The 13,014-nt window shown below is 39.6% G+C and carries 9 protein-coding genes; 7 read left to right on the top strand and 2 right to left on the bottom strand.

The window, feature by feature from the left end:
- Together CVT00_RS06670 and mrdA are read left to right on the top strand one after the other, a co-directional pair.
- On the top strand, nucleotides 1–492 hold the full coding sequence (locus CVT00_RS06670; RefSeq protein WP_021087205.1) for a hypothetical protein: 492 nt from the start codon (nucleotides 1–3) through the stop codon (nucleotides 490–492).
- On the top strand, nucleotides 489–2,309 hold the full coding sequence (gene mrdA, locus CVT00_RS06665) for a penicillin-binding protein 2 (protein ID WP_107832742.1): 1,821 nt from the start codon (nucleotides 489–491) through the stop codon (nucleotides 2,307–2,309). The genes CVT00_RS06670 and mrdA overlap by 4 nt, the downstream gene beginning before the upstream one ends.
- 718 nt (nucleotides 2,310–3,027) lie before the next feature.
- Here the strand turns inward: mrdA and lon are convergent.
- Together lon and CVT00_RS06655 are read right to left on the bottom strand one after the other, a co-directional pair.
- Complete coding sequence (lon, locus tag CVT00_RS06660; protein ID WP_107914879.1) at nucleotides 3,028–5,445, bottom strand: endopeptidase La; 2,418 nt, start codon at nucleotides 5,443–5,445, stop codon at nucleotides 3,028–3,030.
- 8 nt (nucleotides 5,446–5,453) lie between these two features.
- The gene (locus CVT00_RS06655; protein ID WP_009294177.1) at nucleotides 5,454–6,101 is read right to left on the bottom strand and encodes an outer membrane protein assembly factor BamD; all 648 of its coding nucleotides are present in this window, start codon (nucleotides 6,099–6,101) and stop codon (nucleotides 5,454–5,456) included.
- A gap of 112 nt (nucleotides 6,102–6,213) precedes the next feature.
- On the opposite strand from CVT00_RS06655, the gene fliW reads away from it, so the two are divergent.
- Genes fliW through CVT00_RS06630 form a run of 5 tightly spaced genes read left to right on the top strand, consistent with a single transcriptional unit; the run spans nucleotide 6,214 to nucleotide 12,959 of the window.
- A complete protein-coding gene (gene fliW / locus CVT00_RS06650) occupies nucleotides 6,214–6,597 on the top strand; it encodes a flagellar assembly protein FliW (protein ID WP_012140104.1) in 384 nt (127 codons plus the stop codon).
- Nucleotides 6,598–6,650: 53 nt separating this feature from the next.
- The gene (locus CVT00_RS06645; protein WP_107914881.1) at nucleotides 6,651–10,895 is read left to right on the top strand and encodes a hypothetical protein; all 4,245 of its coding nucleotides are present in this window, start codon (nucleotides 6,651–6,653) and stop codon (nucleotides 10,893–10,895) included.
- The gene (locus CVT00_RS06640) at nucleotides 10,889–11,533 is read left to right on the top strand and encodes a type II secretion system protein (RefSeq protein ID WP_103559123.1); all 645 of its coding nucleotides are present in this window, start codon (nucleotides 10,889–10,891) and stop codon (nucleotides 11,531–11,533) included. The genes CVT00_RS06645 and CVT00_RS06640 overlap by 7 nt, the downstream gene beginning before the upstream one ends.
- The gene (locus CVT00_RS06635; protein ID WP_103559124.1) at nucleotides 11,530–12,510 is read left to right on the top strand and encodes a prepilin-type N-terminal cleavage/methylation domain-containing protein; all 981 of its coding nucleotides are present in this window, start codon (nucleotides 11,530–11,532) and stop codon (nucleotides 12,508–12,510) included. The genes CVT00_RS06640 and CVT00_RS06635 overlap by 4 nt, the downstream gene beginning before the upstream one ends.
- Complete coding sequence (locus CVT00_RS06630) at nucleotides 12,510–12,959, top strand: type II secretion system protein (protein ID WP_103559150.1); 450 nt, start codon at nucleotides 12,510–12,512, stop codon at nucleotides 12,957–12,959. Before CVT00_RS06635 ends, CVT00_RS06630 begins: the two co-directional genes overlap by 1 nt.
- Nucleotides 12,960–13,014 lie beyond the last annotated feature (55 nt).

Genomic DNA, 13,014 nt, shown 5'->3' with positions numbered 1-13,014 from the left:
ATGCAAACCATAAGCAGCTTAGATATTAAAATTTTTAAAGGCTTTTGGTGGGTCATTTTTTTGCTCTCTTACGAGATTGCAACTACGCAGTTTGGCTTCTTGCCACCACTTATTGGCATCTTTTTTACATATATGATTTTGGAGTATTCAAGAAAGCAAAAGCAGTATGATGAGTTTAAGCCTTCGTGGTATTTTTCACTCGTTTTCTTGGTCTTTGCCGAGCAAATTCATGGCTTTTATCTCTTTTCAACGATCATTGCATTTTTGCTATTTTACAACTTCGTGCTAGACTGGCTCTATACGACGATGAAGTGGCGAAATTGCCTGCTCATCATCTTTGTCGCCTCTGGCTATGTGCTAACTTTTCTTGTAAATAACCTTTTTGCCTACGTCTTAAACGAGCCAAATTTGACTTTTAGTGCAGAGTATCTATTTTTCATAGCGCTTGAGAGTGTGCTTGCTATCGTGCTTTTTAGGGATAAAGTGCTATGAGGATGCGTATCGTTTTTGGCGTGATTGCTCTTTTTTGGATCATGCTTTTGGGGCGGATTTACCACCTAAGTGTCAATTCAAACACTTATTACAACGAGATCGCTGAGCAAAATGCGATAAAAACTATCTACATCCCGCCAGTTAGAGGCATCATCTTTGATGCGCACGACAAGCCTATGGCGGTCAATCGTCTTGGCTTTTCTATCTATGTAAAGCCGCACCTTAGCGCAAACAAAAAGGTGAAAATTTTAGACGATGAGCTAGCCTATATCGGCTCGCTATTTGGCGATCTAAACGTCACCAAGCTTAAAAATGAATATATCAAAAACGACTCAGCCTACAACCAAGACTTTATAAACGTGGTCGAATTTGTTGATTATGATAAATTTTTGCCATTTTTTGCACCTCTTTCTCTGCGTGAAAATTTAGAGATAAGACCCGCTTCAAAGCGCCACTATCCATACAATGATCTAGCTTCTCACATCATCGGCTACGTCGGTAGGGCAAACCAAAAAGATATGGAAAACGACCCTTTGACAAAGCTTACAAACTATATCGGTAGAAGCGGAGTAGAGCGCTTTTATAACCCGATCTTGCAAGGAATTCAAGGCTTTAAAAAGATCAAGGTAAATGCACTAAATGAGGAGATCGAGCAGGTGAGCTATCAAGCGCCGCAAAGTCAAAACATAAAGCTCGCCGTCGATCTTGAGCTTCAGCAGTTCGTCGCTGACGTCTTTGGTAAAGATGCAGGAAGCGTCATAGTTATGAGCTTAAAAGATGGCGCTATAATCGCAGCAGGAAGCTTTCCTGAGTATGATCTAAATCCGTTTGTGCTTGGAATTTCTCAGACTGAGTGGGAAGAGCTTGTAAAAAACGTCGATCATCCATTTACAAATAAGCTGATAAACGGCCTCTATCCGCCAGGATCTGTCGTAAAAATGGGTATGGCGCTTGCCTTTTTGGACAATGGCATGAGTAAATATGATAGCTTTTTTTGTAGTGGCTCGTATGAGCTTGGAGGGCGTAAATTTCGCTGCTGGAACTCGCATGGTCATGGCACGGTTAATATGAACACAGCCATTAGAGAGAGCTGCGATGACTATTTTTACAAGGGTAGTCAAAAGATCGGTATAGATGCCATTGTGCCGATACTTGAGCGTATGGGTTTTGGTAGAAAAACAGAGGTTGATTTGCCAAATGAATTTGTGGGGACCTTGCCAAGCAGGGAGTGGAAGATGAGGAAGTATGGCAAGGCGTGGTTTCAAGGCGAAACGCTCATCACCTCTATCGGACAGGGAAATTTTCTAGTCACGCCTATGCAGGTGGCTAAATACACAGCAGGCCTTGCAACTGGGCTAAATGTGACGCCACATTTTTTAAAGAGCATAGATGGCAAGGATGTTGATTTTACGCCAACAGATGATGCTTTTACGCCGTTTGAAAAGTCGCAGCTACCTGCCATTAGGCATGCGATGTATGAGGTGGCAAATCACCCAAGAGGTACGGCAAATAGGCACTTTGTGGGAAGTCTTGTAAAGGTTGCGGCAAAGACTGGAACAGCTCAGGTCGTTGGCATCTCGCAAACTGAAAAGAAACGTATGAAAGAGGAGGATATGGCGTATCTGCAAAGATCTCATGCGTGGATGACGACCTATGCGCCTTTTGAAGACCCACAATACGTCATAACGATGGTTGTCGAACACGGCGGTCACGGTGGTAGCGCTGCTGGACCAAAAATCTCTCAAATTTATAACAAGCTAGTTGAAATGGGATATATAAAGCTAGATAAAGTCCAGACTGAGAAAGAGAAGAAATAGAATTTTTTGAGTATATAGAGGCAAACCCTAGGATTTTGAAGCTTATATGTAAATATGAGGAAGTTTTTGAGTATATTCTTTTTTAAATTTTGATTTTCAAGCTACAAGCAGAATGTAATTCAAGTTTTTTATCCTTTTTTAACAAAAAATATAAAGTTTGCAAATTTTAAAATCTTACTCACTCTCCTTAGCAACTTACTAAATTTAGAGCATATAGTAGTCATTCACCACTAAAATCAGAGCCTACTCGTTTATGAAATTTTAAAATTTGATATATACTCGTCTAACACAAAAACGCATGCAGTGCAAAGCACTGAAGCATGCACTTCTAACGTGCGAGGGGATTGGAAGATTTAAAAAGGGGAATAAGGGGACGGCTTTGCTTCGCAAGCTCACAACTGCAAGCAGACCGTAATTCAAGTCCCCTTGTCTCCCTTTTGAATAATTTGAATAAAAAGAAATTTACAAATTTAATCAAGCTATTTTGCAAATTTTAAAATCCCATTCACTCGCAAGAATTGACTACTAAAATTTGGCTTCGCTTACAGCTTAGCTCAGATTTTAGGACCGAAATTACTAGTTCATGAAATTTTAAAATTTGATTGAAATTTTCGCGTTATATTGTTTAAATTATCAACTACTTATATGTGCTTTTTGTACTTTTAGGATTATAAATTTCTCTAGCCCCAAGTGAGACAAAATGGGGCTAGAGTATGGATTATTTTTTAGCTACAAGAGCGTTTTTTAGCACATCATCGATCGTATCAACTGCGATGATCTTCATATCAGCTTTTACTTCAGCTGGAATATCGACAAGGTCGCGGTCATAGTTTTTATGAGGTATGAGAGCTGTTTTGATGCCAGCTTTATGAGCGGCGATGAGCTTCTCTTTTAGCCCGCCGATAGGTAAAACTCTGCCAGTTAGCGTGATTTCGCCAGTCATTGCGATGTCGTGTTTGACCTTTGTGTCAGTCAGTATCGATGCGATCGCAGTTGCCATCGTGATGCCAGCGCTTGGGCCGTCTTTTGGCACGGCGCCCTCTGGCACGTGCAAGTGAAGGTCGTAGCGTCTATAAACGTCGCTGGCTTCTAGCTTGTGCTTGTCATCGTCAAATTTTGGCACGATAGCCATCGGCACTTTTAGCTTTTTGTTATCGATCAGCACTTTTACGACGCTAAATGCGATCTGAGCGCTCTCTTTCATTACGTCGCCTAGTTGGCCGGTGATCTGCATATTGCCTTTGCCTTGGATCCTGATAGCCTCGATCCTTAGCACGTCGCCACCGACACTGGTCCACGCAAGGCCATTTACCAAGCCGATCTGATCTTTTTTATCCGCTGGCTCGATCTCATAGACCTTTTTCTCTAAAAACTCTTTTAAATTTTTAGCCGTGACGCTGATCTTGCCCTCATTCTTTTTGGTGAGGATATTTTTGGCGACTTTTCTTAGTATGTCAGCGATCCTACGGCGTAAATTTCGCACGCCACTCTCTCTTGTGTAGTCGCTAATGATTAGCTCAAGCGCCTCTTTGCTGATGCTTACATCACTTGGTTTTAGACCGTGCTTTTTAAGCTCTTGGGGCAAGAGATATTTTTTAGCGATCTCAAATTTCTCTTGTGGGGTGTATGAGCTAAGCTCGATAAACTCCATCCTGTCGCGAAGTGCGGCTGGTATCATACTCACGTCATTTGCCGTAGCGATGAAGATGATCTTGCTAAGATCGATGTTGAAATTTAGGTAGTAGTCTCTAAATTTATTATTTTGCTCTGGGTCTAAAATTTCAAGTAAAACAGCGGTCGGATCGCCTCTGTAGCTTCTGCCAACCTTGTCGATCTCATCTAGTACAACCACTGGGTTCATCTGCTTGGCTTCTATGAGCCCTTGCACGATGCGGCCTGGCATAGCGCCTATATAGGTGCGGCGGTGTCCTCTTAGTTCGTTTACGTCCTCAAGTCCGCCAAGCGCGATCCTGACTAGCTCGCGCTTTAGCGCCTTTGCGATCGAGTTTGCAAGACTAGTTTTACCCACGCCTGGAGGGCCCGCAAAGCATAAAATGGCGCCGTTATTTACCTTTTCGCCAACACCTCTAAGCTCTAAAAGCTCACGCAATGCAAAATACTCCTCTATGCGCTCTTTTGGCTTTTCTAAGCTGTAGTGGTCGGCATTTAGGTGCTTGCTCACCTCGGCGATAGATGACTTTTTCTTAGCTACATTCTCAAATGGAATTTCAAGTACCCAGTCGAGGTAGCTTTGCAAAGTGTTCGCGTCGGCTGAGTCTGGGTGCATGCGAGAGAGCTTATCTATTTGCTTTTTGATCTCTTTATAGGCGTCATCAGCCATAAATTTCTTCTTCGCATCAAGCTTTTTGCGGTACTCTTCAAGCTCTTCTTCTCGGCTCGTATCCGCTCCAAGCTCAGCTTGAATTTGCTTTAGCTGTTCTTTTAAAAAGTACTCTTTGTTTGTCTTGTCGATCTTTGAATGAACCTTGTTTTTGATCTCTTTTTGAAGCTTGTTTGCCTCGATCTCTTCGATGACGTAGTCGATGAGCTTTAGTAGGCGCTGCTCTAAATTTTCTTCGACAAAAAAGCTATAAGCGATCTGTTTTTTTAGACGAAGCGCGCTTGAGACTAGGTCGCAAACTCTGATCGCTTCAGCACTCTCTTCGATCGTTTTTAAAAGATCAGGTGGGAAAAAGTGGCTAAACTGCGAAAGCTCTCTTACTTTTTCTCTTAAAACTACGATGAGAGCGTCAGTTTTGACCTGTGATGGGCGCTTTACGTGGAGCATATCGACGATGCCTCGGAGCGGATTTATACCTGATTGTTTTAAAATTTTACCTTTGTCGATACCCTGAAATAGCACTTTTACGCGTCCGTCAGGTAGAGGCACACGGCGCATTATCGTGCCGATAACGCCTGCGTCATATATGCCGTCAAAGTCTCTAGCGCCGTCTTGCTGGGGCTTTGTTGGCACGACAAGGATCGGCGTTTCTCCTTGTATGGCAAGCTCAAGCGCTTTTAAATTTTCTTCGTCGCTTAAAAAAAGCGGCGTTATCATAAATGGATATAAAAATAGCTCGTCCTCAACTATGATAGGGATCTCAGTTGGGAAGCCTTTGTTTTCGTTTATTTGCAAAATTTCTCCTATTCAAACAGTTTTCTATACCATGCCACGTCAGGTTTGATAAGGTCTGAGTTTTTAAACGGTGACTCTTCTAGCTTTTGCTCGTAAATTTTAGCCGAAACATCACGGCCAGTTCTCTTGTAAAGATCTGCTATTTGCATGTCTAAGAAGTAAAGAGCGAGCTTAAATTTGATAAGCATGGTCTCGATAAGCGGTTTATACTCGGTATTTGGATACATATAAAGAAATTTTTCGATCTCAGTTACGCTATCTTCCATTAGCTTTTGGTTGCGGTTTGGCTGGGTAAATGAGTCAAAATTTGCTTTTATTTTTAGGTACTGGGCAAATTCTGTTTTTGGGCCGTTATCGCCGTATCTTTTGATGTATTCATCAAGATAGTGATTTGCCATAAGATACTCTTCGTCATTTGCGTGAGCTTGGGCAAGGATGAGTAAAATTTGCTCCAAAAGTGGGCTTGCAACGTGCTCGCTAGCCATTGAAACGTAGTGTTTGTCAGCTGACTCCAGATCGCCATCTTTTATGTCAGCGATGACCTGAGCGTACCACTCGTCTGGAGTTAGATTGTAAAGTTCGGTGTATTTTTCAGCACAACCACTAAAAAGCCCTAAAAGAGCTACGACTGCTAGAAATTTAGAAAATCTTTTCATGCTTTTCCTTAAAAATTTTAAATTCGCTTATTTTACATTTTTTGGCATTATTTTTGTATAAATTTTTTAAAACTATGCTAAAATAAGGCAATTTTACAAAACAGGAGTTAGTATGATTTTTAGTGTTAAAAGCCCTATTTTAGGCTTCGAGCATATCAAGACGATGGAACTTATTGAGCTCGATAAATTTTTTGTTAAGCTAGCGAGCAAAGATGACGAAACATCTTTTACAATGATAAATCCTTTTGCCTTAAGAAGTTATGAATTTGACATCCCAAGCTACTACGAAGAGCTTATGGATATCAAAGAGAGTTCGCAACTTAGAATTTACAACATCATCGTGGTTGCGCTTCCACTTGAGAAATCAACCGTGAATTTCGTGGCTCCTATCGTTTGCAATATGGACAATATGACTTTATCTCAAGTAGTGCTTGACGTTACAAAATATCCACAATACGGACAAGCTGAAATGATAGAAAATTTCATACAAAAATAACAAACAAGGACGTTTAGAGCTCTTAGCTCTAATTACATTAAGGAGATTGTAATTTGAAAATTCTTTTTTTATTCCTATTTTCTTTTATCTATGTTTTTAGTGATGTTGATCCTGATGATCTAGAGTTGCCAAGCACCGTTAGAGCTTGTACTACTGCTGAACAAGCAGCTTGTGGTGCAGGCATTGTTTGCAGGATCGACTATGACAACATTAGACACTGTGTAGGCGCTAGTCAGGATACCGGAGCTGTTTATCCAGAAACTCCAAATGTAGTAAATGGTAGAGTAGTAAGCCTAAGTGGATATAGGGATGTGAGTTACTATAAAAATTTAAACGATAGTAGCCAAATGAAAAAAAGAGATAAATTTATAAGGGTTATCGGCGACATGGATGTTATCGGTGCTAGTGTCATCGTGCCAAGGGTAAATGGCTTTAAGTTTGAACCATCGCTAAGTGGCACAACAGATGATCCTAGTGCAAACACTTCTCAAATAATAGAAAAAAGATATGTTAACGAAGAGCCAGGTCTTGGCACTAGTAAATTTCCAAATTCATCTCGTGCAACTTTTAAATTTGAAGATAAAAGTGAATATGAACGAAAAAATATAGATAAGACAAAGATTAAATACGCCAGACTTTACTGGGGTGGAGCAGTTTATGATGAGTGGAAAAAAGATAAAGGACTGCTAAATGCTATGTATGAAAATATCTTTGGCTATACTAGTGTTAAATTTAAAACCCCTGATGGATTAGTGCATCTTGTAAAGGCTAATGAGGAAGATGTAAAATGGGATAGCTCTTTTACTCCTTATAATCCAAATGCCGTAACACGCGATACATATTATAAATACTGCAAAGATCCAAACAACCCTGATGATACTGGTGGTTGCGATGCTAAATATACTATACCACTTCATCCTGACAAAGATGGCAATGCTGCAAAATCAACTGTTGGCATAAGAAGTGGTATGTACTTTACCTATCAGGCGAGCGCTGATGTGACTGATCTAGTTAAGGCTAGTCTTGGCAAGAGTGATGCTGGTAGGACATTTGCAGTTGGAGGTATAGCATCAACTATCAAAAAAACTACTCCAAGAAGCTATAAAGTAACGATAGATGCACAAGAGCAAGACGCAAAGGTGGCTCATGGTACAGCTTTGTACGCTGATGGTGACTGGAGTATTAGCTACGTTGTCTCACAGTATGGCGGCTGGAGTTTGGTTATAGTATATGACTTTGGTGAAGAGGATGAAGGCAGGATTAAGCCAAAAGCTGTAAATATCTATAGCGGCATGTCAAATATCTCACCTTTTGTTAAAAGAACGAGGACGACATCAACTCAAACTATACAAAATACAAAACTAAATTTAACATTTGATGACTTTTATACTCCGACTGCAGGCACTGTAAATTCAAGCCTTGCTTTTATGGGCTTTGGTGGACGTAAGGAGATAACAGGCGAAGATGTGATGATAAAGAAGAACGATGGAACTTTTCAAAGCCTCACTTCAGGAGCTAATCCATCTGATCCAAACTCAGTAGGTAACCCAAGCCATAATCAATTTAACTCTTCTATCACAAGGTTTGGCTATCTGGCTAATGTTGATAAAAAATTTAACAGTCAAATGGATCTAGATATCTTTGATATATCAAATTTTATGTCAAATAAACAAAGCAGAGTTGATATGCAGTTTGAAGCAACTGCTTCAAATGTATCTGGAAATACTCAAGGCGATAGGTTAAATATCGGTATGGTTGCTTTCTCTACTACACTATACGATCCTGAGGTTTGTTATACAGAGGAGCTTCAGATATGGGATAGTGTTGCAAAAAAATGGGTGGATGTTGCTGTTAAAGGAGATAATGACACAAATAAAGCAAGAAAAGTAAAAACTGGAACTGAACTTAAAACGCTTGTAACCATACAAAATAAAGGTCACGAAGATGCAAATAATGCTTTTTTAAAGATAAATTTTGATCCTAAATTTATAAGTTATAAACCTAGCTCAAGTTGCCTTCAGATAAATACATCTGGACCAAGCGATTCTCAATATAATAATTGTCAAGTATTACAAGATAGTGGGGATCGTGTTCAAATCATAGGTAATACATTAAAATACGTAATAGGCAAAAATGCAAGTACCGGAGTTGGTGGAACGCTTGCGCATGATTCAGGAAACTTTGCAAGATTAAAATTTGTTGGGGTACTAAATTCAGAATATAAAAAGACAAAATATGAGGCTGAATTTGAAAATGCTTCTATAGGGTTAAAATATAATGGCAGGATTAAAGAGTGTGTGCCAACGAATTACGACTTAAAGATCGTTAATGAAGAGGAAAATGACTTTTATCCAAGAAGTCAAGCAAATGATCCAAGTGGGAATTTTAAAAACAAGCTTTATACAAAGATAGCAAATAAGCCTTTTGATATCACTATCTCAAACTACAAAAAGACTGATGGTACTCTAAAGGCGCCTGACTCAAATACTGATGTGACATTAAAGCTAGTGACTGATTGTAGTTCTGATAAATCAGTCATACCAGCTGAGACTTTGCACTTTACTACTTCAACTCACACTATCACAAGAAGAGTGACCGTGCCAAGACCATATCCTGACTTACATGTAAAGCTTAGCTATCAAAATAAAATCACAAATTTAACCGATGAAAAATGTGCTGCTTTTGATAGTTTTGCAGTAAGGCCAGCGACATTTGGCCTTTATGATGCGATTACAAATTCGGCCTATACGGACAAAACATTAATAGGTGGCAAAAGCTACAGCGAGATAACTCTTGGAGCTTATGACGCAAATGGAGGCTTGGCAAACGGCTATACAAACACCTTAAAAGCTGATAGCACAACTGACAAAGTACTACTTGCCTCAGTGAAAAAAGGCACAAGTGATTGCGTCTTACCAACGGCTATAAGTGATGGAAGTAGCGATCAGCTTCAAGTAAGCTTTAATGATCCTGATAAAGCCATAGGGATTATAAGTAAGCTTGGATCTATTGGTGATGATGATAATGGATTTTCTTTTTCTGATATAGGTGAAGCCTACTTTGACGTAAGAGATGCTAGCTATACAAAAGTAGATCAAAAAACAACACAGCAAGATAGTGACTGTGCGCTTGGCAAGAGCTATAATGAAGAGGATGGGGATGGTAAATTTGGTTGTGATATAAATTTTAATCAGCATAAATTTAATTTTGCGCCAAAAGACCTTGAAGTAAGTGACTTTAAGATATTAGGAGGTGGTATTAGTTATATTGCTAATGAAAAAGAAGCTCCATCTCCAACCTTAAATTTTAAAGTAAGAGCAAGGCTTTTTAACGACAATCCAGCGCTTTTGTATCAAAATGGTTGCTATGCAAACAATACAACATTTAAAATAAAAGCTGGAGAGATCATAGCCGAATATACTGATAATAGTGGTTCAAAGCTAAGCGGTGATGCTGCTGGGGTAGATAGACTAAACAGTGAAATAATATTTTTTGATGATAGCAATCCTTCTGCACTTGTAAAAAAGGTAAATTTATCTCCGCATGATGGAGCTTATAGTGTTAAGAAAGAGGCATTTGGAAGTGATGGCTATGCTGATGTAAGTATCAAATTTAACTTCAAACGTGAAAAAAATGTGGCAAAAAATCCTTTTGAGGTGACAAGTGATGTATTCACTTTTGAAAGCTTAGCTGAGGATCAAAGTAGCAGAAATAAAACAAAGGGAGATAACTACAAAAAGCCAACCACAAAAACATCTGCAAAATTTTACTACGCTAGGACATACGCGCCTTACTATGAGGGACCAAATACCGGCTTTAAGGCAAAAATTTACTACGGAGTGTATTGTAATGGCTGCGACGAGAGTAAATTTATGTTGCAAAAACCAGGATCAAGCGCTCGCTGGGAGGAGTTTGCTGGTACGCACTCATGGTATGTAAATCCTCTTCACGATGCTAGTTATGGCAATGTCGATAGTTACAGCTTTTCAAATCACACTACGCGAGATACAGCCAAAGAGACAGCACTTAGTGACGGCGTCAGCTACATTTATGTAAAAAATAACCGAGCAGTTACGGATATAGCCAAGATGCATACGAAAAACTGGCTCATATATAATGAATTTGATAAAGATGCGGCGACAAATGATTTCACAGTGAGATTTCTCGTGCCAAATGGCGACTGGGCTGGCAAGACCCTAAAAAGTGGCTCTGGCAAAGGTGACGTAGGAAATGTCATAGGCGGCGAAAACAACTTTAACGATCTAAGCGATAAGACAAATAGGAGAATTTCTTGGTAAAAAGAGGCTTTTCTCTTATAGAGCTTATCCTCTCGATAGTCGTTGTGGCGATCATCAGCACGTCGATACCACTTGTACTAAAGACCACATCTGAGCTAAATCAAAAGGCAGTTACACAAGAGAGCTTGATGAATGCCAAGACCTACATGGGACTTATCTTAAAAGCTCCTTTTAGCGACAAGGTCATCAAGGTCTCAACAAACATTGGCGGCAGTAGCGCTGAGACGGCCTACTTTTTCCCTATCATCCTAAAGCCAGGTGATCATAGAAACGAATTTTATAAGATAAACAAAATAACAGGCGATGGGCATAGAGTTTTTGCCTATACAAACTCATCAGATCTAGTACCTGATACGGCAGTGAGGTCTGTGGATTATTACAAAACAAAAAATAAAAATTTAAATACAGCAAATCAAAGCAGAGACTATATAGTTGGCTCAGACTACGAGGTAAGTGTTAGCGAGGATAAGGGCTGGTTTAAGCCAAATTTAGCGCTAGATAACAGCGATGTAAAAGAGATAATAGTAACTGCTACTTCATATAAAAACAACACAAAACAAGAGACAACGTCAGTGCTAAGAGCTTATGCTTTTAACCTAGGTGAGGGCGGCTCGCTAAATACGAAAGCGTGGAAATGAAAAGAGCCTTTACGCTTCTTGAGCTTGTAGTCGTCATCGTCGTACTTGGTATCATCGCTATGATGAGCTTTAATGCGATAATGAACATCTACTCAAACTACTTTCAAACAAAGACAGTAAATGAGCTCGAAACGCAAACAGAAATCGCACTGGAGCAAATTTCAAAGAGGCTAGAGCACCGCATAAAGCCAAGCGTGATTGCTAGAAAAACTGATGGAGCTTTTTTGGCGCTAAACGATAATAGAGTAAATTTAGATGCTAAGTATGAAATTTTAGAATTTATCCCCTATGCGTATGAAATTTTTAATGACGTTATATCTCTTGATGCTAATGACCATGTCATAGAGCAGGGCGGAAAAGCAGGCAGATATAGTGGCTATGCGGATCTTGCTAAGAGCTCACCAGCAACTGGTCTGATAAGTCCTGGAAGTAATTTTACAACTGGAGTTGTAGAGACCATAAAAGATCTAACTTGCAAAGATGACACAAGAAATGCCACTTGTGTGGATTTTACAAAAAAGGATGGTGGCGTTGTAGCGATATTTTCTGATGTTTATTACAATGTGCAAAGCTCTTTTGGCTATAGCAATGGAACTGTGCCTGTCAGTCTAGACATAGCAAAAGTTGGTGTAAATGGCGGTCAAAGTGGTTTAAACGGCAATACGCTAGAAATTTCAGGTTTTGGTGGCAAGCAAATTTCAGAGCAGTATCATCTAGCCTACACTGCAAATGCCATAGTACCAGAGCAAAGTACTGATCCAAAAGATACAGCAAACGGCGTCTTTGATCTAAATTTATACTATGACTATCGTCCATGGATGGGAGAAAAATATAAACCAAATGGCGAAAAAGCAACCCTTGCCAAAAACGTTACGAGGTTTGTCTTTACTGAAAAAAATGGCGTCATCGTGCTAAAACTTTGCATGAGAGCAAAAAACTCAGAGATAACCATCTGTAAGTCAAAGGCGGTTTATTGATGAGGCGAGGTTTTACACTCATTGCGGCGATATTTTTTGTGGTGATCGCAAGCTCTATTTGCATGCTGGCTCTTTCGATCGCTAGCACTTCAGTCAAGCAAAATAGCGAAATTTATCTAAGAGAGCAAAGTGAGCTAGTGGCCCGTGCAGCTACTGAGTATGCTATGCTAGCTATCATAAGCAATGATTTTAGCACCACTTGCCTAGGGAACCAAAGTAAAAATGCAAGTGAAGACAATCCAATAAGTGGCGAATTTGGCGACCTCTTTACATTTAAAGTATATGTAAAATACTTTGGCGATATGGGTGATGCTTGCAAAAACAAAGATGCTGTGATAGTAGAAGGAATAAATCAAGGCACGATAATGCTAGATGTCTTTGTCAGCTCAAAACCAGGAAAAGCCTCAAATCCTATAAATTTTCACAAACGAACTCTTCAAAAACTTTAAAATTTTATAAAGATTTTACTTTAATTTGCTTTTAGTTTCGTCGTGTTATAATCAT

Origin of the sequence: Campylobacter concisus (assembly GCF_003048675.2) — a bacterium.
Taxonomy (GTDB): domain Bacteria; phylum Campylobacterota; class Campylobacteria; order Campylobacterales; family Campylobacteraceae; genus Campylobacter_A; species Campylobacter_A concisus_F.
Note: the sequence above shows the minus strand (reverse complement) of the source record. Positions and strands in the feature narration are given on the sequence as shown.

Coding starts and splice junctions, on each gene's coding strand:
- CVT00_RS06630 (WP_103559150.1), top strand. CDS start 12,510: ATGAGGCGAGGTTTTACACTCATTGCGGCGATATTTTTTGTGGTGATC.
- CVT00_RS06670 (WP_021087205.1), top strand. CDS start 1: ATGCAAACCATAAGCAGCTTAGATATTAAAATTTTTAAAGGCTTTTGG.
- fliW (WP_012140104.1), top strand. CDS start 6,214: ATGATTTTTAGTGTTAAAAGCCCTATTTTAGGCTTCGAGCATATCAAG.
- mrdA (WP_107832742.1), top strand. CDS start 489: ATGAGGATGCGTATCGTTTTTGGCGTGATTGCTCTTTTTTGGATCATG.
- CVT00_RS06655 (WP_009294177.1), bottom strand. CDS start 6,101: ATGAAAAGATTTTCTAAATTTCTAGCAGTCGTAGCTCTTTTAGGGCTT.
- CVT00_RS06635 (WP_103559124.1), top strand. CDS start 11,530: ATGAAAAGAGCCTTTACGCTTCTTGAGCTTGTAGTCGTCATCGTCGTA.